This is a genomic window from Terrisporobacter glycolicus ATCC 14880 = DSM 1288 (assembly GCF_036812735.1).
Classification (GTDB): Bacteria; Bacillota; Clostridia; order Peptostreptococcales; family Peptostreptococcaceae; genus Terrisporobacter; species Terrisporobacter glycolicus.
The window spans coordinates 1,839,305-1,859,778 of sequence record NZ_CP117523.1; the positions used below are offsets into that span (position 1 = coordinate 1,839,305).

A 20,474-nucleotide genomic window follows, 5' to 3' on the forward strand; every position below is an offset into this window, starting at 1 on the left:
GGATAGAAATGAATATAGCAAAAAAAGCGTTATTTTTAACAGTAGGTATGATTTCTTTAATACTTGGTATTATAGGCATATTTTTACCAGTATTACCTACAACGCCATTATTATTATTAACATCTTACTGTTTATTAAAGAGTAGCGATAAATTAAACGAAAAATTTATGAAAACTAAAATATATGAAAAATATGTAAAGAAATTCCAAGAACAAGGTGGAATGACTTTAAGAGCAAAACTTACTTTAACTATACCTGTATCATTACTATTATTGTTTATGTTTATAACTATTGATAGTTTTGTGATGAGAATAATTATTGTTATCATGTGGCTAGCTAAAGTTATAGTATTTACAAAAATGAAGACAATCAAAGTGGAGGCAAACAATGTTTAATAAAAGATTACTATCAATATGTGATAGTTCAAAAAAATGGATTGGACTTACAGTTTTAATGAACTGGATTTCTATAATCTGTAATATAGCATTAATTGTATTTATAGGGACTACTGTAGACAAATTAATAAATGGAAATTTAAATTTAAATATGATGAGTACATCTATATTTATAATAGGAATGTTAGGAATAAGATTTGTAGCAAATTTCTTATCTACTAAATTTTCTCTTCACTCATCAAGTGAAGTTAAAAAAACTTTAAGAAGTACAATATATGAAAAATTATTAAGTTTAGGAGTAAATTATACAAATACCATATCTACATCTTCTACGGTTCAAATAGCAGTAGACGGTGTGGAACAGTTAGAAATTTATTTTGGTAGATTTATGCCACAATTATTTTACTCTTTAGTGGCACCATTAACTTTATTTGCAGCAATGAGTTTTATAAGTTTCAAAACAGCAATAGTACTTTTAATCTGTGTACCTTTAATACCTATTACAATAATGATAGTTATGAAAATAGCTAAGAAATTACTTAGTAAGTACTGGGGTGTTTATACTGACTTAGGAGATTCATTCTTAGAAAATCTTCAAGGACTTACAACCTTAAAAATATTTGATATTGATGAAGATAAAAATAAAGAGATGAATAATAATGCAGAGCATTTTAGAAAAATAACTATGAAAGTTTTATCAATGCAATTAAATTCCATAATAGTAATGGATATAATAGCTTTTGGTGGATCTGCTCTTGGTATACTTATAGCAATATTTGAATTTAGAGCAGGTGTATTAAGTGCAGGAGATGTTTTAATAATAATACTTTTATCTGCAGAATTTTTCATACCAATGAGACTTTTAGGATCGTTCTTCCATGTAGCTATGAACGGTATATCTGCCAGTGAAAGAATGTTTAAATTATTAGATACAGAAGTAGAAGAAATAAAAGATTTAGATGAAGAAAAAATAAACAAGTTAAATAACATAAATATAGAATTAAAAAATGTTGATTTTAGTTATGATAAAGAAAGAAAAGTCTTAGAAGAGATAAATATAGAAATGAAAAATAATAAAATGATTGCTTTAGTTGGAGAAAGTGGATGTGGTAAAAGTACAATTACCAACTTACTTCTAAAGCAACATAAAGTTGATAGTGGAGAAATTCTATTAAATGGAGTTAACATAAATGAAATACCATTTGATGTATTAACTAAAAAAGTTGGATTTATAAATCATAGTGCTTATGTATTTAATGGAAGTATAGAAGATAACATAAGAATGGGTAAAAACAATGCAACTAATGAAGAAATATATGATGCACTTAAAAAAGCAAATTTATACGATTTTGTAACGAGCTTACCAGATAAATTAAAAACTAATGTGGGCGAAGGTGGTTCCCTTTTATCAGGGGGACAAAAACAAAGATTAGCTTTAGCTAGAACAATAATAACAGATCCTGAAATATATATATTTGACGAAGCAACTTCTAACATAGATGTAGAAAGTGAAGAAAAAGTTTGGGAAAGTATTTATAAACTAGCTAAAAATAAAACTGTAATAGTTATATCACATAGACTTGCTAATGTTATAAATGCAGACATGATTTATGTACTAGATAAAGGAAACATAGTTGAAAGTGGAAAACATAAAGAATTATTAATGATAAAAGGTAAATACAATGAATTAGTAACTCATCAACAAAACCTAGAAAATATATATAAAATAGATAATGAAACGAAGGAGGTGGCAGTAAATGAATAATAGAGAATCAGGGTTTAAAATAATGACAAGACTAATAAAAATATTAAAACCACTAGCACCTATAATGATGATTACCATATCATTTGGTGTACTTGGATTTTTAGCAGCCATTGCAATAACATCATTTGGAATGATAGCAACTGCCACTGCTTTAAACATAGATATGGGAGTTTCTTTCAAAACTTGTATGATTATAATAATAGCATGTGGAGTACTGAGAGGAATACTTAGATATATAGAACAATACTCAGGACATTTTATAGCATTTAACATACTTGCCATACTTAGAGATAAAGTTTTCAAAGCACTTAGAAAATTATCACCTGCAAAGCTTGAAAGTAAAGAAAAAGGAAATTTAATTTCTGTAATAACAAGTGATATAGAATTATTAGAAGTTTTTTATGCTCATACAGTGGCACCAATAGCCATAGCCATAATTACTTCAATAATAATGAGTATAATACTTTGGAATATTAATCCTATTTATGGCGCTACATCAGCTGTCTTTTACATAATAGTAGGATATTTAATACCTGTTATATCTTCTAAATTTGGAAAAGATGCAGGGGTAGAATATAGAGAAGAATTCGCAAAAACAAACTCACATTTATTAGAATCTTTAAAAGGTATAAAAGAAATATTATTATTTGATGAAGGAAAAAATAGATTAAATCAAATAAATGAAAAGAGTGATATATTAGATGAAAAAATGGGTGGAATTAAAAAGCATGAAGGAATAATCAGAGCTTTTACAGATGTAACTATAATGATTGCCATACTTACATTCTTATTTATAAGTATAAAATTATATAATGAAGGAACTGTTAACATAGGTGAAGGTCTAGTTGCCATAGTTGTCCTTTCAAGCTCATTTGGGCCAGTTGTTGCTTTAAGTAACTTATCAAATAACTTACTTCAAACTTTTGCTTGTGCAGGACGATTATTTGATATATTAGATGAAGTACCAGCAGTACAGGAAGTTGATGGAGACATGAAGTTAAGTTCTTCTCACATAAATGTGAAAAATGTAAACTTTGCTTATAAAGGTAGAGATGAAAACTTATTAAAAGATATAAACTTAGATATAAAGCCAGGAGATAAAATAGGTATTCTTGGTGAAAGTGGATGTGGTAAGTCTACATTCTTAAAATTATTAATGAGGTTTTGGGATGTTAATGAAGGTAGCATATATTTAGATAATAAAAACCTTAAAAATATGCCAACTAAAACCCTTAGAAGATCTCAGTCTTTAGTTACACAAGAGACTTTCTTATTTAATGATAGTATAGAAAATAATATAAAAATAGGTAAAAAAGATGCCAGTGAAGGAGAAGTAATAGCAGCTTGTAAAAAAGCATCTATTCATGAGTTTATAATCACCCTACCACAAGGTTACAAAACTAATGCAGGTGAACTTGGATCGAACTTTTCATCTGGAGAAAAACAAAGAATAGGAATAGCTAGAGCTTTCTTACATGATGCAGATATATTAATACTAGACGAGCCAACAAGTAATTTAGATACTTTAAATGAAGCTGAAATTTTAAAGTCAATAAATAATGAATGTAAAGATAAGTCCATAGTAATGGTTTCTCATAGAAAATCAAGTGTATCAATTTGTGATAAAAAGGTTTATGTGAAAAACAATACGCTAAATTTAGCTTAAGAAGGTAACACAATGGGAAGAATAGAAAAAGAGAAAAAAACAATAAATATTATGATAAATATTTATTGTAAGAAAAAACATAAAAATAAAGATGGTCTGTGTGAAGAATGTAAAGAGCTATTAGAATATGCTCATAAAAGACTGGACTTTTGTAAATTTGGTGAGGAAAAAAGCTTTTGTAGTAAGTGTCCCATACATTGCTACAAAAAAGATATGAAAGCAAAAGTTAAAGGTGTTATGAAATTTTCAGGACCGAGACTTATAATTTACAGTCCAATTCAATTTATAAAACATATATTCGAATAATAAAAATAAAGCCTGCTTTTTAGCAGGTTTTTCTTTTTTTAAAGCTTAGTTGCTTTAACGAAGCAAATTTTTTATATAAAAAAATGTTTAATCTGGAAGAACTTTGCTATAATTTAGATAGATAGTTAACAAATAATTCTAAAGGCATAAGGGGGAAAGTAACTATGTCATACAATATAGCAGTTGCAGGTAAAGGTGGTACAGGGAAAACAAGTTTAACAGGAATACTTATTGATTATCTTACTAAAGAAAAAAAGGGTGAAACTTTAGTAGTAGACGCAGATGCAAACTCTAATATAAATGATGTATTAGGAATGGAATTAAGTGGTACAATAGGAGAAATAAAAGAAAAAGCAAACCTAATGGAGCAAAAAAGAGAACAATATCCAGGGGGAATGACTAAATCTCAATATTTAGAATATGAATTAAATTCTATTGTTGAAGAGGGAAATGGATATGATTTACTTGTAATGGGTAGATCAGAAGGTGAAGGTTGTTATTGTTTTGTCAATTCAATCTTAAAAAGACAAATTCAATTAATGTCTAATCACTATGATTATGTAGTTATGGACAATGAAGCTGGTATGGAACATTTAAGTAGAAAAACACTTAGAGAAATAGATGATCTATTATTAATAAGTGACTGTTCAGCTAGAAGTATAGAAGCTGTTGCAAGAATAAGAGATTTAGCTAAAGAAATGGGAATAAGAGTTGGGAGAACATCTTTAATAGTAAATAAAGCACCTAATGGAGAGTTAAATGATGGTGTAAAGAGAGAAATTGAAAGATTTGATTTAGATTTACTTGGAGTAGTTCCTATGGACGAAATGATATTTGAATACGACTGTAATAGAAAACCATTAGTTGAATTACCAGAGACTTCTAAAGCTAGAGTAGCCATGAAAGAAATTTTTGAAAAACTAAATGTTTAATATAAAAAAACAGTATAAATTTATTTTATACTGTTTTTTTATTTAATATTATAATTTATTAGTTCTAAAAATAAGTTTTTAGTTATAACTAGTTGCAAAATGAATTATATTTACATATAATTAAATCATATAATTTATTTAAGGAGGATATTAAAATGAAAACTTGTTGTTGCTGTTGTTTGAAAAACTTAAAAATTTCAAAAAAAACAGCATACCTGTGTTTATTTTAATATTTAATCATAAGTCATAATGTAAATAATTAATAATACTAAACTGCAGGTGTATCTGGAGTTTTTCTTTTTGTAGAAAAGCTTCATATGCTTGCAGTTTTTTAATTTAGGGAGGATCTATTATGGATATAAAACTGTATAACACATTAAGCAGAAATGTAGAAAAATTTATACCTATTGAAGAAAAGAAAGTTAAAATGTATACTTGTGGACCAACGGTATACAACTATGCCCACATAGGGAATTTAAGAACTTATATATTTGAAGATGTATTAAAAAGAACTCTTAAATACAATGGATATGAAGTTAATCATGTAATGAATATAACAGATGTGGGGCATTTACAATCAGATGGAGATACTGGTGAAGATAAAATGGAAATGGGTGCTAAAAGAGAAAATAAAAGTGTGCTAGATATAGCAAGATTTTATGAAGGTGAGTTTCTAAAAGACTTACAACTTTTAAATATTCAAGTAGCAAATCATATTCCTAGAGCAACTGATCATGTAAAAGAAATGATAGGGTTAATAGAAAAGTTGGAAAAAAGGGGATACACATATATAGCTAATAATAATGTATATTTTTCTATTGATAAATTTAAAGATTATAACAAACTGGCCAATTTAAGCTTAGAAGAAATGAACGCTGGAAATCGAGTGGAAGTAGATATTTATAAAAAAAATCCTCTTGATTTTGTTTTATGGTTTACTAATTCAAAATATGATAATCATATATTACAGTGGGACTCTCCATGGGGGGGAGGATTTCCAGGTTGGCATGTTGAATGTTCAGCAATGGCAATAAAATACTTAGGGGAGGATATGGATATTCATTGTGGAGGAATAGATCATATACCAGTACATCACACAAATGAAATCGCACAATCTGAAGGAGCACTTGGACACAAATGGGTAAATTACTGGTTACATGGTGAGTTTTTAATTCTTGATAAAGGAAAAATGTCAAAATCGAGCGGATCATTTATTACATTAAATAATTTAATAGAAAATAATGTGGACCCATTAGTATATAGATATTATGTTTTACAATCAAAATACAGAAAACCATTAGTATTTAGTTATGATAGATTAAAAGATGCATCTAATTCTTTTGAAATATTGAAAAATAAAGTAACATTAATAAATGGAAATATTAATGATGAAATGTTAACAAATGAAAATATAATAGAAGAATATAAAAATAGATTTTTAAAATATATAAATGATGATTTAAATATAGCAAATGGTTTTACTTTGCTTCATGAGGTAATAAAAAGTGAAAAATTAAATAATAAAGAAAAGAAAATAATAATAGATGATTTTGATAAAGTATTTGGTTTAAAATTAAATGAATTAAGTGATGACAAAGAAAAGCTTAATAAAGATTTTGTTAACAAGATTAATTTATTAATAGAACAAAGAGAAGCTTCTAGAAAAAATAAAGACTATAAAAAGTCTGATGAGATTAGAGATTATTTATTAGAAAATAATATTGAAATAATGGATAATAAAGATAAGACAACTTGGAAAATAAGAATATAATTATAAAAATAAAAGTCCTATTAACTAGATATAATCTAGAATAGGACTTTTTTTATAATTTTTTCGCACACTCAGGACATATGCCTGTAAACTCCAAGTTATGACTAGTGATGGTAAAGCCTGTTTCATCACATAAATCATTTTCAAATTTTTTTAAAGGGCAACAATTTACTAATACAACTTTATTGCATAAAGAACATATTAATTGATGTTTATGTTCTCTATTATTAATTTGAAAATATGTTTTTCCATCATTGCTCAATTGTTTTAATAAAATATTTTTTTCAGTTAGAGCATTTAATGCCCTATAAACAGTAGATAGATTTATATTAACTTCCTTTGAAGCTTGTTCTAATATATCTTCAGATGTAAGAGGGCTGTCAGCGTTATTTAATACAGAAAGTATTATCATTCTTTTTTTAGTAGTTTTTAAATTAGCTGCTTTTAAAATATTATCTTCATTATTCATGCTTTTCACATCCTTAAAAAATAAAAAATAATATGTTTATTATAGTAATACTAAGAAAAGGATAAACTTATTATATGACTTTGTCAATAAAATATAAATGCATATGATTTGCACTTGACTAATATATATATAAGTAGTATTATTTATTTATCGATGCAAATGAGAGGTGTTATCATTTAAAAATAACTTAATAAATATATAATTTAAAGGAGTGGAAAATAAATATGAAAAAAATAATATCCTTACTACTAGTAATACCTATGTTGTTTACAATAGGTTGTAGTAAAGAAAATAAAACTGATGAAAATTCAGATGGAAAGATAAAAATATATACTAGTATATATCCTTTGTACGATTTCGCTAAAAAAGTTGGAGGAGATAAAGTTGAGGTAACAAACTTAGTTCCGGCAGGAACAGAGCCACATGATTGGGAAATATCAACAAGTGATATTGTAAATCTAGAAAAAGCAGAGATGCTTATTTATAATGGAGCAGGTATTGAAAACTGGACGGATAAAGTTATAGATACCTTAGAAAACAAAGATATAGTATATGTAAAAACTAGTGAAGGATTAGACATACATAAGGCAGGAGAAAAAGCAAACAGTAATAAAGATGATGGACATAGCCACGGAAGTTTTGATCCTCACACATGGCTAAGTATAAAAAATGCAAAGAAGGAAATGAAAAATATCAAGGACGCATTAATAAAGCATGATTCTGAAAATACTAAGTATTATGAAAAAAATTATGAAAAATATGCTAAAAAGCTTGATGAGCTAGACAAAAAATACTCTGATACTTTAGGTCCAATTAAAAATAAAACAATTATAGTTGCTCATGAAGCTTTTGGATATTTATGTTCAGACTATAATATAAATCAAGAGGGAATAGAGGGATTAACACCTGATAGCGAACCAGACCCTGCAAGAATGAGGGAAATAATTAAATTTGCGAAAGAAAATAATGTAAAAACAATATTCTTTGAAGAACTTGTAAGCCCAAAAGTTGCTGAGACAATAGCAAAAGAAATAAATGCTAAAACAGAAGTATTAAATCCATTAGAAGGTTTAAGTGAAGAGCAAATAAATAATGGTGAAGATTATTTTAGTGTGATGGAAAAGAATTTAGAAGCATTGTATGAATCAATGAAATAATTCATACTAAATTTGGGAGGCGTATATGAAAAATATAATATCTATTGAAAATGTATCCTTTGCTTATAATAAGGAAAATGTGTTACAAGATATTATTTTATCCATAGATGAAGGAGATTTTGTGGGTATAATTGGTTGTAATGGTAGTGGGAAGAGTACACTTATGAAGCTTTTAATAGGACAGTTAAATCCATCAAAAGGAAAAATAAAATTATTTAATGAAGAATTAGATAAAAGTAATAATTTAAATAAAATAGGATATGTACCACAAATATCACTATCTAGTGGGGCAAACTTTCCAGCTACAGTAGAAGAAATTGTTATGGCAAATTTATACTCCAAAGTTGGTTTTATGAAATTTCCTAAAAAGGAACATAAACAAAAAGTAAAAGAAGCTCTAAAAATTGTTAATATGGAAGACTATTCAAAACGGTTAATAGGCAACTTATCTGGAGGTCAGCAACAAAGGGTAATGATTGCAAAAGCTTTAGTTAGTGATCCTAAAATTATAATTTTAGATGAACCAACAACAGGTATTGATGCTACTTCAGAAGAGCAACTGTATACTCTTCTTGAAAAATTAAATAAAGAGTCTAAAATAACAATAGTTATTGTTAGTCATGATTTTGCAAAAATATCTAAATATACAAGTAAAATATTTGTAGTTGAAAATAATAAGGTATCTTTAATGGGTAAGGAGAATGAGGTGTAGACATGATTTTTGAATATGATTTTATGAGGAGGGCATTTATTGTAGGAATATTACTTGCGATTATTGTACCTTGTATCGGTATTATAGTAGTCTTAAAAAGATTATCTATGATAGGAGACGCACTATCTCATTCATCTCTTGCTGGTATTGCAGCAGGCTTAGTTTTTAATATTAACCCTGTACTTGCAGCTGTAATAGCATCTTTAGCATCTGCTTTTAGTATAGAATTTATAAGAAAGAAAATGCCAAAGTACTCGGAAATGTCCATAGCAATTATTATGTCAGCTGGCGTTGGTTTAGCTGGTGTATTATCTGGATTTGTAAAAGATTCGGCTTCATTTAATAGTTTTTTATTTGGTAGTATTGTAGCAATAACGGATTTTGAATTATTTATGGTAATAGGAATAAGTTTATTAGTTATAATTGCTTTTATATTTTTATATAAAGAATTAATGTATATTGCTTTCGATGAAGAAGGAGCAAGACTTGTAGGTATACCAATAAAAACTGTTAACTTTATTTTCACTATACTAACAGCTTTTACAGTATCTATAGCTGCTAGAACAGTAGGTGCATTAATAGTTTCTTCTATGATGGTAGTACCAGTTGCTTGTGCAATGAAATTTGGAAAAAGTTATAAACATACAGTATTGCTATCAATATTGTTTGCTTTGATTTTTACAATCATAGGACTAACAATATCATATTATATAGGGTTAAAGCCTGGAGGTACTATCGTTTTAACAGGAGTTTTATTCCTTATATTGACAATAATAATTAAAAGAGATTAAAGCAAGTGAATACTTCACTTGCTTTTTATTTCCACTTGAATAGAAAAAATCTATTTACGTATTATTATGCAATTTACTTATATAATAAGAAGAAAAAAATAATAATATGTAGTAGATTTTTTGAAAAATATATGTGTTGAAAGAAATTTATGGTACAATTATAAAAAAAGGAATATGACGGAGGCAATTATGAATTCTAAAGACAGAATAGAATTATTTCTAAAATATCAAAATCAAAATATGTCCTTTGAAGATATTTCTAAAGAGTTAGAAATAAAACCTTCTACACTTAGAAGAAATTTAAATAAAAATGGATATAAATCAGAAAAAGGAATATATGTAAAATATATTGATGAGTCACAATTATCATTTGACAATGTAAAAAATACAAAAAAAAGTCCTAAAAGTAAGCAAATGACAAATGATATGAAAGAAAAAAATAAAACTAATGAAAAACCTAAAATTAAAGAAACTATAAAAACTAAAGAAAAAGTAAATAAAAAGAAATCTACTATACCTAAGAAGGATAAAAAGATAAATATATACCAAGATGACATAGATAAACTATGTGAAGTTTATGATTGGTACATAGAAGTAAAAGATAATAAAATTTTTAAACCCAAGAGAGTATCTAATAAAAAAGATATTATATTAGATATTGAAGAGGTTAGTGATGTGAAATCAGCTAATATTAGAGTTGATAAGCAGACTTGGGAAGACTTTGAAAGACTATGTAGTAACTCATCTTACAATAAGAAAGAAATTTTAACACAAGCCTTAAAAGATTTTATGAAAGCATACAAGAACCTTCTTTAAGAAAAGACCTATTAGAATGAAAATGAGGTGCAAGTATATGAATAACATTATGAAAAAATCAATTTTACTTATTCTTATATTAATAGTTTTAATAATAGGTATAAATATTGTTACAAGTGTCAAAGAAACAAAATATAGTGAATACAAAACAGGTACTATAAATAGTAGTAATGCAAAAACATTACAAATTGATAATAGTAAAATCACTAATTTATCAGATAGAACTGGAAATGATGTTACTGCTATGACTAAGATAAAAAATATCTCTAAATTGAATTTAAGTCAAATAGTATTATTTTATGATGAGCTAGATAAAAATGACAATATTATATCTCAATCTAAAACTGATATCGATATAACATTAAGTCCAAATGATATAATGCAGGTGCAATTTACAGCAAAAGATTATACTGACTCTATAGAAATTACAGGTTATACATATATAGCAGAAGACTGTAGGGTGGTTGTAAATTTAAAGGATAATGAAACAAAAACATATGAGAATAATAAGTATTTACAAAACAGTAAAAACTATGATGTAATGTCAATAAATAAAGGTAATAGCAGAGCTAAACAAGATGATTTAAATTTCACTATAGAAATTGAGAATATATCAAATAAAAATTTAGGAAATATTGTATTGAAAGTTGCAGAAATAGATAAAAATAAGGAAATAGTAAGAGTTGATCATATAATATATAATTCTATTTTAAAGCCAGAACAAAAGGATAAGATAGTAAGTTCTTTATATGATTCTAGTTATGATATTAAAATTTTAGGTTACACATATGATGATATGGAAAATAAGAGTAATGTGGATATTGATTTAATTACAAATAAAGTAAATATAGTTGAGAGTGGACAATAATAATTAGGAATATTTCAAATCTTATTTGGGGTATTCCTTTTGTTTATATAGAAGAAATAATAAGAAACAATAGGAGAAAAAAATGAAAATATTAGTAGTAGAAGATAATAAAAAGTTATTACAAACTATTGAAAAGGAACTAAAAAAACACTTTGAAGTTGAATGCTGTGAAGATGGAGAAGAAGCTCTTTATCTTATAAAACAAGGAATATATGATTTAGTTGTACTAGATTTAATGTTACCAAGTTTAGGTGGTATAGATATTCTAAAAAATATAAGAAATAATCATATAGATACACCTGTGCTTATTTTAACAGCCAAAGAAAGTCTTGATGAAAAAGTAGAAGCTTTTTCTATTGGAGCTAATGATTACTTAACAAAGCCATTTTATATGGAAGAATTAGTTGCAAGAATATATGCAATGCTTAGAACAACAGGAAAATTACAAACAAAAAATACATTGGATTTTTATGATTTGCATCTGGATTTGAGTAAAAGAAGAGTATTTTATAAAAATGAAGAAATAGAACTGCAAAACAAACAGTTTAATTTACTAGAGTACTTCTTATTAAATAAAGGAACTATTTTATTAAAGGAACAAATATATGACAGAATTTGGGGTATGGAATCGGACGCAACTATAGAAATTGTGGAAGTATATATAAGTAATTTGAGAAAAATATTAAGTAAATTTGGATATGATAAATGTATAAAAACTAAGCGTAAGGTTGGGTATATGTTTGATGATAAATAAAAAAGTCTTTAATGATACTAAAGATAAACTGATTAAAATTAATATTTTAGTAGTATCTAGCTTTTTAATTATTTTTTCTCTTTTTACATTTTTTTATTTTCAAAGCATAACTTATAATAGTATAGATGATAAGTTAAAAGAAGAATACGAATATATTAGTATGCAAGTAAACAGGAGTTCATATTTAAACCCTATAGTTTTAAATGATCCTAGGGATTTAGTATATATTTATAAAAATAATAGGCTTATATATTATACAAAAAGTGATTATTTTAATGAATATGTACCCTCAGAAGAAGGTAATGAAATAAATGCATGTTTTACTTACAAAAAAGGAAATTACACATTCAGAGAGTTATCGATAACAATAAATAATATGAAAATTAGAATAATAAGAAATATTGATTCTGAGCTTTCCTCATTAAAACAATTACTTTTTGTTATAGGAATTGGAATAGTATTTTCTATTATTATTACATATTTCGTTGCTCTATATTTGACACGAAAGGCCTTGTTACCAATAGAAAATGCTTGGCATACACAAGCTAAATTTATTCAAGACGCCTCTCATGAACTAAGAACTCCAATTACAATAGTATCATCTAAATTACAAAGTCTTTTGACTGTACCAAATAATACAATAAGTGATGAAGTGGAAACTATAGCAGATGCTATGAATGAAACTAGAAGGCTAAAAAAGATGATTAAAGATTTATTATCTCTTTCAAAAGAAGACTCTATAACAAAATTGAAAATTGAAGAAATAAATATGGTAGATTTAGTTGAAGAGATATATAGAGATTATATTGATATAGCAAATATTCAAAATAAAGTTTTAAAATACGAAAATAATCTTAAAAATCCATTGATTTTAAGCGATAGAAACAAGCTTAAACAATTATTATTAATATTTATAGATAATGCATTTAAATACACGGATACGAATGACGAGATAAGATTTACGCTAGACGAAAAAGATAATAAAATAGTTTGTTTAATACTAGATACAGGCATTGGAATTAAGGAAAGTGATTTAAAACATATTTTTGATAGATTTTTTAGAAGTGATAATGTAAGAAATCAAGATATTGATGGATCAGGAATTGGTTTATCAATTGCAAAAATGATAAGTATAAATCTTAAGTGTAAGATAAAACCTTATTCTGTAGTAAACGAAGGATCTAAATTTGAAATAATAATACCTAGAGAAATTTCTTAAATAAAGTTTTTTCCGTTATAAAGTGGTTATAAATGAAATATAATATACATATCTATTCATATAATGTTAACCTTTATTGCAAAAAATTAATATTATATAGTGATACATTAGGAGGAGAAATAATGCCAAGTATATTAAATAATTCTCAATTTTATAATAAAGTTAGAACGTCAGATAAGTTAGTAGTAATGGATTTTTTTGCAACGTGGTGTGGACCTTGTAAAATGCTAGCGCCCATATTTGAATCTTTAAGCGATGAAATGTCCGATAAAGTTGACTTTGCTAAAATTGATATTGATAGAAGTCTAGAAGTGGTAGAGGAGTATAAAATAGTTTCTGTTCCAACAATGATAATGTTTAAAAATGGAAAAGAAGTTCAAAGAATAGTAGGGTTCGTTCCAAAGGAACAAATAAAATCTAAAATAAAGGCTCATTTATAAGAGCTGTGAATTGTGGTGAATAATAATGAGGTATGATATAGCAATCGTAGGAAGTGGGCCAGCTGGCCTTTCAGCGGCAATAAACGCGAAAATTAGAAATAAAAATATAATAGTATTTGGAAATGATAATTTGAGTAACAAACTAGAGAAAGCTCCAGAAATAAACAACTATTTAGGATTTCATGAAATTAGTGGAGAAGATCTAAAAAGCAAATTTAAGCACCATATAGATAGTATGGGAATTAAAGTTTCTAATAATAAAATTACAAATATTTATGCTATGGGTGATTATTTTGCTTTAATGAGTGGTGAAAATATGTTTGAAGCTACTACAGTTATATTAGCAACAGGCGTTCAATATGGCAAACCAATTAAAGGTGAAGAAGAATATTTAGGTAGAGGTGTAGGCTATTGTGCTACTTGTGATGCTCCTTTATATAGAGAAAAAACTGTAGCTATTATAGGTTACAATAAAGAATCTGAAGAAGAAGCAAATTTTTTAAATGAAATAGCATCTAAAACATATTTTATACCAATGTATAAAAAAGAAGGACTTATGAGAGGTAATGATTTAGATACAAGTATAGAAGTTATAAATGAAAGGCCAGTTGAAATAAAAGGAGAAATGTTAGTAAATCAAGTATCATTTAAAAATAGTGCTATAGACGTAGATGGAGTTTTTGTAATAAAAGATAGTGCATCTCCAAAAACTTTAGTTCCAGGACTTGAAGTTGATGAGTCGCACGTTAAAGTTGATATAAATATGAATACTAATATTGCTGGGTGCTTTGCATGTGGAGATATAGCTGGTAAACCTTATTCTTATATTAAATCAGCTGGGCAAGGTCAAATAGCAGCAATTAATGCAGTGTCATATATAGATCAATTAAAAGTAAAAGAAAAAAATATTAAATAAAATTTTCAGAGTTAATATTAATGATTTTTAATTCAAAAGTCATAATATATTAACTCTTTTTTATTGCAGAAATAAATATTAAGTTAATATTATAGCTTTGTGTAAATATTTATTATATAAAAAATAATAAAAAAGTACTTGATAAAACTAGTTAAGTGTACTATTATTTAGTTAAGTAAGTACTTAAATAAAAAGAGGTATCCATGGAAACTTTAGTAAAGGTATTTAAAGCGCTAAGTGATGAAACTAGATTGAAGATTTTAATGATTATATCTAGTAAAGTTATGTGCCAAAAAGGCATATCAAAGCATTTGCAGATTTCAGACTCAGCAGTTTCTCAGCATATTAAAATATTAAAAGAGGCAAATATTTTAACAGGATATAAAGAAGGATATTATGTTTTTTATAAAATTAATGAAGAAGTTTTTAATGAATGTATATCTTTTATGAAGTTTATAAATGATGATGATCAAAATTTTATACATATGACAAATATTGAAACTAGTAAAAACTGTTGTGGAAATACCTGTAAAGGGAAGTCAAAATGTTGTAGGAAAAGGGAGAATTTAAAATGAAAATTTGTATACCAGTAGTAGAAAATAAAGGAATGGAAAGTACTCCATATAATCACTTTGGGTCAGCTCCAAAATTTTTAGTTGTTAACTTAGATGGAGAAGAAGTAGAGGTAATAGATAATGGTGATTTAAATCACGAACACGGAAAATGTCAACCAATGAAAGCTTTAGCTAACAAAGCTGTAGATGTTGTTATAGTAAGAGGAATAGGTGCTGGAGCAATATCTAAATTAAATAGTATGGGAACAAAAGTATTTAGAGGTGTTGAAGGAAACGTAAAAGAAAACCTTGAATTATTAAAAGAAAATAAATTAGTTGAGTTTACTGCAAATAATGGTTGCAATCACCATGATTGTGGAAATCACTAAAAAACAAAAAACATCTTGAAGCAATATTAGCTTCAAGATGTTTTTACTTATTACTCTATATTATTGATATTTTTTTTACATTCCTCGATTTTGTCTGAAAATGCATTTAAAGTTTCTTCAAGTTGGCTAATATTAACATCAGAAATATCGTAGTTTAAAAATAAATTTTCCACATCTGTTGTTAAAGAAGTTATTGCATTATTCAAGTTTAAAAAATTATTAAAATTATCAAGTTTTTTAGCTTTTTTAAATTTACTTAAATCTTTTTGTATAAATGAAACTATTTCAATTTCATTATCAAATATACCCTTACCCAGTGGGTAAGGCTCAATTCTTTGCAAGAAATATTGATTCTTATGATTTATATTGTATGTATATGTAATATCTAAATCATCAATTTTAAATTTAATAAAATATAAATATCCTCTAACACGGGTTATTTTAGTAGCTCCAATTTGTCTAAGTAGTATTTCAATAGAATCGCCTTTTGTACTATAAGTATCTATGATTTTCATTATATCACCATCCTAGTTAATATTTTAATAATAAATATATGGTTGAAATAAAAACTGTCAGTAACATGACTGGGAAGCCAAGTTTAAAGTATTTTTTAAAAGAAATATCATACCCATGCTTCTCACCAATATTTGCTAAGACCACATTGGCTGAAGCACCTATTAATGTTCCGTTTCCACCAAGACAAGCACCTAAAGACGTTGCCCACCAAAGTGGCATAACATCCATTCCTTGAGATTGCATAGTAAGTATTAATGGAATTAAAGTGGCTACAAATGGTATATTGTCAAGGAAAGAAGATATTATAGCTGAAATCCATAATATAAGACACATTGTGTATGTAGTATTTCCTTTTGTTAAATTTATTAAAAACTGTGCAAGGTTATCTATAACACCTGACTCAGAAAGTCCACCTACAACTATAAATAAACCTATGAAAAATAATATTGTACTCCACTCAACACTACTTATTATCTCATTTGTATCTTGTTTTCCTATGATAAGCATAACACATGCCCCAGACAAAGCAATCATAGAAGATTCTATATTTAAACTACTATGAAAAATAAATCCAAGCAAGATTAAAAATAAAACACAGATACTTTTATAAAGTAGAGGTCTGTCTTGTATAGCCTTTTCCTCATCTAAAGAAGTAATACATGCCTCGTTTGCCATATTTGAAATGTCTTTTTTATATATGAACTTAAAACATATAATTACAGCAAATAAAATAACTACAACAACAGGTCCAACATTAATAATAAAATCAGAAAAACTTAAATTTGCCGCACTACCAATCATTATATTTGGAGGGTCTCCTATTAAAGTAGATGTACCTCCAACATTAGAAGCAATTATTTCTGTCATAAGAAATGGAATTGGGTTAACATTAAGAATCTGACATATTACAATGGTCATAGGGCCTACTAATAATACAGTTGTTACGTTATCTAACAATGCAGATAATACAGCTGTAATAACAATAAAGTAAATCATTATTTTCCAAGGATTTCCTTTAGACTTCTTTGCTGAATAAATAGCAATATATTCGAATAAACCTGAATTTTTAACTATTGATACTACAATCATCATACCCATAAGTACCCCAATAGTATTAAAGTCTATATGTGAAATAGCTTTCTCTAAAGTTAAAACATTGGTAATTATCATAAGGACAGCACCACTAATAGCAGCCACAGTTCTATCTATTTTTTCTGTTACAATAAATAGTATTACTGCTGCAAAGATTAAAACTGATATAATTTGATTACTCATAAAATCACCTCCATAGTCATTGAATAATTAGAAAGACTAGCCACAATATTAATATTAGCATATATTTCCAAAAAGGTAATGGTAAAACGGATTTTTCATTGTTAATATATTAATTAAAGAGAAAATAAAAAAGTACTATGACAATGCCTTCGCTTTATATAAAGGTATTTAAAATTATAATAATAAACTTGTATTAAGGAAGTAAATTAGGATATAATTATTAACAAACACAAGTTCGTATATAGGAGATGAAATATGTATAAAAAACCTATAGAAATATTGGAAAAGTATTTTGGATACAAAGAATTTAGAAAAGGTCAAGAAGAGATAATTAATTCCATACTAAATAAAAAAGATGTGGTAGCTATAATGCCAACAGGTGGTGGAAAGTCATTATGTTACCAAATTCCAGCACTTATATTAGATGGTATTACCATAGTTATATCGCCACTAATATCATTAATGAAAGATCAAGTAGATACTTTAAATTCAATGAATATTAAATCATCATATATAAATAGTTCTTTATCAGACAATAAAATAAAAAATATATTAAATGGTGTATATAATGATGAATATAAGATTATATATGTTGCCCCAGAAAGGTTAGATAATTATGATTTTATAAATGTTATAAAAAGAGCAAATATAAGTCAAATTGCAGTAGATGAGGCTCACTGTATTTCACAATGGGGTCATGATTTTAGAAAAAGTTATACTAAAATATCAAATTTTATTTGTGATTTAGAAGAAAGACCTATAGTTACAGCTTTTACTGCAACTGCATCTACTAAAGTAAAAGAAGACATAATAAAGAATTTAAAGCTGCAAAATTACAAGGAGTATATTACAGGATTTAATAGAGATAATTTGGAAATAAACATAGTTAAAAACTGTAATAAAAAAGAATATATATTAAGTTATATGGAAAAAAATAAAGACAATAGCGGAATAGTATATGCTGCTACTAGAAAATCTGTAGAAGCAATATATGAAAGCTTAAAAAGAAGAAATTATTCTGTTGTAAAATACCATGGTGGATTGAATAATGAAGATAGACAGCACTATCAGGAGCTATTTGTAAAGGATGAAAAAAATATAATGATAGCAACAAATGCCTTTGGTATGGGGATAGATAAAAGTAATATTAGGTGGATTCTTCACTATAATATGCCACAAAGTATAGAAAACTATTATCAAGAAATAGGTAGAGCTGGAAGGGATGGAGAAAAAAGTAAATGTACGTTACTGTTTTCTCCACAAGATATTCAGACGCAAAAACTACTTATTGATTCTGGAATATCTAATATGGAAAGAAAACAAAGTCAGTATATTAAATTACAACAGATAATAGATTTAGTTTATAGTAATGATTGTTATAGGAAAAGTATTTTAAACTACTTTGGAGAAGAGTTTGAAAATAAATGTGACAATTGTAGTAATTGTTTAAATAGGGGAATTATGGTTGATAAGAGTGAGGATGCTATGAAGGTAATCTCCTGTATTGTCAGAATGAAAAGAAGCTATGGAATAAATATGATTGTGGATGTACTTAGAGGATCTAAAAATAAGAAAGTAATTAGTTTAGGTTTTAATGGTTTATCTACATATGGTATTATGAAAAACTATAAAAGTGAGGATTTAAAAATATTTATTAATACTTTAATATCTCATGGTTACTTAGATATGGTAGAAAGTGTTTCAAATAATACTTCTTTTGCAACTATAAGAATTAACAACATGTCAAAAGAAGTAATCAAGGGTAATAAAAAAGTAATGTTATATGAAATTTTTTCACAAGAAGATGAAAAAGAAGTTAATTATCTATATGAAAAATTGAAAGAGATAAGATTTGTCGTAGCTAAGAAAAATAATATTGCACCATATATGGTATTTTCTGATTCTACTTTAATGGAGATGAGCAAGAAGTATCCAATAAATAAAGAAGAAATGCTAGGTATATCTGGTGTAGGAGAAGTTAAATTTGATAAATATGGTGAGATGTTTATTGGAGAAATAATAAAATATACAGATGAAAATAATATAAAAATAAATAGTACAAAAGAAGAAAATAGTAATTTAAAACAATACGATGAATTTTTATATGTAAATAGTAATAAAGAACTATATGAGAGACTTAAAGAACTTCGAGCTTTTTATGCAAAGAAAGAAAATACTATTTTCTATAAAATACTATCTAAAAATACACTAAAAGAAATTAGTGGAAGATATCCTATAAGTGAAAAGGAATTATTAGACATTAGTGGTATAGGTTCAGTAAAATTCAAAAAATATGGTGAAGAGATTATTAAAGTTGTAAAGGAATACTTAGAAGAGAAAAATATGAATCCTCCTTGGAAAGAAAAAAAGAAGCTTAGTATAGTTATAGACGGAGAGAATCGTAAAAATAACGAAATAGCCTTAGATTTGCTCAATCAAGGGAGAGAGTTAAATGATGTAAGTTTAGAAGTTGAAGTATCTCCAGCAACTTTACTAACTTATGTTAATGACTATATTGTGGAAGGTAATACTTTAAATTTTGATTTAGAATTAAATGAATATTATAATGAAAATGAAAAAGATAAAATATTAAAAGCTATAGATGAGTGTAAAAGTCAAAGTTTAAATTTAATCAAAAAAATACTTCCATCCAACATTAAATATGAAAGTATTATGGCAGTAATAATTGAAAATAATTTAAATTTGTCAAATAAAAAGAAGGAATTATGTTAAGCATTATAGAATAAGTAATCTAATTATACT

The 20,474-nt window shown here is 26.5% G+C and carries 21 protein-coding genes; 18 read left to right on the forward strand and 3 right to left on the reverse strand.

Translation table 11 applies throughout. From position 1 onward, the window contains the following. Positions 1-8: 8 nt before the first annotated feature. From TEGL_RS09135 to cysS, 6 genes are all read left to right on the forward strand, one after another. A complete protein-coding gene (locus TEGL_RS09135; RefSeq protein WP_018591116.1) occupies positions 9-395 on the forward strand; it encodes a DUF454 family protein in 387 nt (128 codons plus the stop codon). Beyond that, positions 388-2,160 (forward strand): ABC transporter ATP-binding protein/permease, encoded by a 1,773-nt coding sequence (locus tag TEGL_RS09140; protein WP_018591115.1) that lies wholly within the window; start codon positions 388-390, stop codon positions 2,158-2,160. Before TEGL_RS09135 ends, TEGL_RS09140 begins: the two co-directional genes overlap by 8 nt. Next, positions 2,153-3,826, forward strand: coding sequence for an amino acid ABC transporter ATP-binding/permease protein (locus tag TEGL_RS09145; RefSeq protein ID WP_018591114.1), 1,674 nt, complete (start codon positions 2,153-2,155; stop codon positions 3,824-3,826). The genes TEGL_RS09140 and TEGL_RS09145 overlap by 8 nt, the downstream gene beginning before the upstream one ends. A gap of 12 nt (positions 3,827-3,838) precedes the next feature. Continuing rightward, positions 3,839-4,132 (forward strand): nitrous oxide-stimulated promoter family protein, encoded by a 294-nt coding sequence (locus TEGL_RS09150; protein ID WP_018591113.1) that lies wholly within the window; start codon positions 3,839-3,841, stop codon positions 4,130-4,132. Between the two features lie 164 nt (positions 4,133-4,296). Beyond that, positions 4,297-5,064: an AAA family ATPase gene (locus TEGL_RS09155; RefSeq protein WP_018591112.1), complete on the forward strand. Its 768-nt coding sequence runs from the start codon at positions 4,297-4,299 to the stop codon at positions 5,062-5,064. Between the two features lie 352 nt (positions 5,065-5,416). Then, positions 5,417-6,835 carry a cysteine--tRNA ligase gene (gene cysS / locus TEGL_RS09160; protein WP_018591111.1) on the forward strand — a complete coding sequence of 473 codons (1,419 nt, stop codon included), beginning with the start codon at positions 5,417-5,419 and terminating at the stop codon, positions 6,833-6,835. A 52-nt stretch (positions 6,836-6,887) separates the two neighbouring features. Here cysS and TEGL_RS09165 read toward each other — a convergent pair whose 3' ends face one another. Next, positions 6,888-7,304 carry a Fur family transcriptional regulator gene (locus tag TEGL_RS09165; RefSeq protein WP_018591110.1) on the reverse strand — a complete coding sequence of 139 codons (417 nt, stop codon included), beginning with the start codon at positions 7,302-7,304 and terminating at the stop codon, positions 6,888-6,890. Positions 7,305-7,528: 224 nt separating this feature from the next. Between TEGL_RS09165 and TEGL_RS09170 the strand changes: the two genes are divergently transcribed. From TEGL_RS09170 to TEGL_RS09220, 11 genes are all read left to right on the forward strand, one after another. Next, positions 7,529-8,461 carry a metal ABC transporter substrate-binding protein gene (locus TEGL_RS09170; protein WP_018591109.1) on the forward strand — a complete coding sequence of 311 codons (933 nt, stop codon included), beginning with the start codon at positions 7,529-7,531 and terminating at the stop codon, positions 8,459-8,461. A gap of 25 nt (positions 8,462-8,486) precedes the next feature. Next, positions 8,487-9,173: a metal ABC transporter ATP-binding protein gene (locus tag TEGL_RS09175; RefSeq protein ID WP_018591108.1), complete on the forward strand. Its 687-nt coding sequence runs from the start codon at positions 8,487-8,489 to the stop codon at positions 9,171-9,173. A gap of 2 nt (positions 9,174-9,175) precedes the next feature. Next, positions 9,176-9,964, forward strand: coding sequence for a metal ABC transporter permease (locus TEGL_RS09180; protein WP_018591107.1), 789 nt, complete (start codon positions 9,176-9,178; stop codon positions 9,962-9,964). Between the two features lie 189 nt (positions 9,965-10,153). After that, positions 10,154-10,780 (forward strand): hypothetical protein, encoded by a 627-nt coding sequence (locus TEGL_RS09185; protein ID WP_018591106.1) that lies wholly within the window; start codon positions 10,154-10,156, stop codon positions 10,778-10,780. Positions 10,781-10,817: 37 nt separating this feature from the next. Further along, entirely contained in the window at positions 10,818-11,648 is an 831-nt protein-coding gene (locus TEGL_RS09190; RefSeq protein WP_018591105.1) for a hypothetical protein, read from the forward strand. An 82-nt stretch (positions 11,649-11,730) separates the two neighbouring features. Beyond that, the gene (locus TEGL_RS09195) at positions 11,731-12,402 is read left to right on the forward strand and encodes a response regulator transcription factor (RefSeq protein WP_018591104.1); all 672 of its coding nucleotides are present in this window, start codon (positions 11,731-11,733) and stop codon (positions 12,400-12,402) included. Then, positions 12,392-13,621 carry a sensor histidine kinase gene (locus tag TEGL_RS09200; protein ID WP_018591103.1) on the forward strand — a complete coding sequence of 410 codons (1,230 nt, stop codon included), beginning with the start codon at positions 12,392-12,394 and terminating at the stop codon, positions 13,619-13,621. Before TEGL_RS09195 ends, TEGL_RS09200 begins: the two co-directional genes overlap by 11 nt. 122 nt (positions 13,622-13,743) lie before the next feature. Next, positions 13,744-14,061: a thioredoxin gene (gene trxA / locus TEGL_RS09205; protein ID WP_026255117.1), complete on the forward strand. Its 318-nt coding sequence runs from the start codon at positions 13,744-13,746 to the stop codon at positions 14,059-14,061. Positions 14,062-14,086: 25 nt separating this feature from the next. Continuing rightward, a complete protein-coding gene (locus TEGL_RS09210; protein WP_018591101.1) occupies positions 14,087-14,977 on the forward strand; it encodes an NAD(P)/FAD-dependent oxidoreductase in 891 nt (296 codons plus the stop codon). 203 nt (positions 14,978-15,180) lie between these two features. Then, positions 15,181-15,552, forward strand: a complete 372-nt coding sequence (locus tag TEGL_RS09215) for an ArsR/SmtB family transcription factor (protein ID WP_018591100.1) — start codon at positions 15,181-15,183, stop codon at positions 15,550-15,552. After that, a complete protein-coding gene (locus tag TEGL_RS09220; RefSeq protein WP_018591099.1) occupies positions 15,549-15,920 on the forward strand; it encodes a NifB/NifX family molybdenum-iron cluster-binding protein in 372 nt (123 codons plus the stop codon). The genes TEGL_RS09215 and TEGL_RS09220 overlap by 4 nt, the downstream gene beginning before the upstream one ends. 50 nt (positions 15,921-15,970) lie before the next feature. On the opposite strand, the gene TEGL_RS09225 is transcribed toward TEGL_RS09220, so the two are convergent. Both TEGL_RS09225 and TEGL_RS09230 read right to left on the reverse strand, forming a co-directional pair. Next, positions 15,971-16,435: a hypothetical protein gene (locus tag TEGL_RS09225; RefSeq protein ID WP_018591098.1), complete on the reverse strand. Its 465-nt coding sequence runs from the start codon at positions 16,433-16,435 to the stop codon at positions 15,971-15,973. Positions 16,436-16,451: 16 nt separating this feature from the next. Beyond that, positions 16,452-17,711, reverse strand: a complete 1,260-nt coding sequence (locus tag TEGL_RS09230) for an SLC13 family permease (protein WP_018591097.1) — start codon at positions 17,709-17,711, stop codon at positions 16,452-16,454. A gap of 255 nt (positions 17,712-17,966) precedes the next feature. On the opposite strand from TEGL_RS09230, the gene recQ reads away from it, so the two are divergent. Then, a complete protein-coding gene (gene recQ, locus TEGL_RS09235; protein ID WP_018591096.1) occupies positions 17,967-20,444 on the forward strand; it encodes a DNA helicase RecQ in 2,478 nt (825 codons plus the stop codon). The last annotated feature ends 30 nt before the right edge of the window (positions 20,445-20,474 follow it).

Coding starts and splice junctions, on each gene's coding strand:
- TEGL_RS09135 (WP_018591116.1), top strand. CDS start 9: ATGAATATAGCAAAAAAAGCGTTATTTTTAACAGTAGGTATGATTTCT.
- TEGL_RS09140 (WP_018591115.1), top strand. CDS start 388: ATGTTTAATAAAAGATTACTATCAATATGTGATAGTTCAAAAAAATGG.
- TEGL_RS09145 (WP_018591114.1), top strand. CDS start 2,153: ATGAATAATAGAGAATCAGGGTTTAAAATAATGACAAGACTAATAAAA.
- TEGL_RS09150 (WP_018591113.1), top strand. CDS start 3,839: ATGGGAAGAATAGAAAAAGAGAAAAAAACAATAAATATTATGATAAAT.
- TEGL_RS09155 (WP_018591112.1), top strand. CDS start 4,297: ATGTCATACAATATAGCAGTTGCAGGTAAAGGTGGTACAGGGAAAACA.
- cysS (WP_018591111.1), top strand. CDS start 5,417: ATGGATATAAAACTGTATAACACATTAAGCAGAAATGTAGAAAAATTT.
- TEGL_RS09165 (WP_018591110.1), bottom strand. CDS start 7,304: ATGAATAATGAAGATAATATTTTAAAAGCAGCTAATTTAAAAACTACT.
- TEGL_RS09170 (WP_018591109.1), top strand. CDS start 7,529: ATGAAAAAAATAATATCCTTACTACTAGTAATACCTATGTTGTTTACA.
- TEGL_RS09175 (WP_018591108.1), top strand. CDS start 8,487: ATGAAAAATATAATATCTATTGAAAATGTATCCTTTGCTTATAATAAG.
- TEGL_RS09180 (WP_018591107.1), top strand. CDS start 9,176: ATGATTTTTGAATATGATTTTATGAGGAGGGCATTTATTGTAGGAATA.
- TEGL_RS09185 (WP_018591106.1), top strand. CDS start 10,154: ATGAATTCTAAAGACAGAATAGAATTATTTCTAAAATATCAAAATCAA.
- TEGL_RS09190 (WP_018591105.1), top strand. CDS start 10,818: ATGAATAACATTATGAAAAAATCAATTTTACTTATTCTTATATTAATA.
- TEGL_RS09195 (WP_018591104.1), top strand. CDS start 11,731: ATGAAAATATTAGTAGTAGAAGATAATAAAAAGTTATTACAAACTATT.
- TEGL_RS09200 (WP_018591103.1), top strand. CDS start 12,392: ATGATAAATAAAAAAGTCTTTAATGATACTAAAGATAAACTGATTAAA.
- trxA (WP_026255117.1), top strand. CDS start 13,744: ATGCCAAGTATATTAAATAATTCTCAATTTTATAATAAAGTTAGAACG.
- TEGL_RS09210 (WP_018591101.1), top strand. CDS start 14,087: ATGAGGTATGATATAGCAATCGTAGGAAGTGGGCCAGCTGGCCTTTCA.
- TEGL_RS09215 (WP_018591100.1), top strand. CDS start 15,181: ATGGAAACTTTAGTAAAGGTATTTAAAGCGCTAAGTGATGAAACTAGA.
- TEGL_RS09220 (WP_018591099.1), top strand. CDS start 15,549: ATGAAAATTTGTATACCAGTAGTAGAAAATAAAGGAATGGAAAGTACT.
- TEGL_RS09225 (WP_018591098.1), bottom strand. CDS start 16,435: ATGAAAATCATAGATACTTATAGTACAAAAGGCGATTCTATTGAAATA.
- TEGL_RS09230 (WP_018591097.1), bottom strand. CDS start 17,711: ATGAGTAATCAAATTATATCAGTTTTAATCTTTGCAGCAGTAATACTA.
- recQ (WP_018591096.1), top strand. CDS start 17,967: ATGTATAAAAAACCTATAGAAATATTGGAAAAGTATTTTGGATACAAA.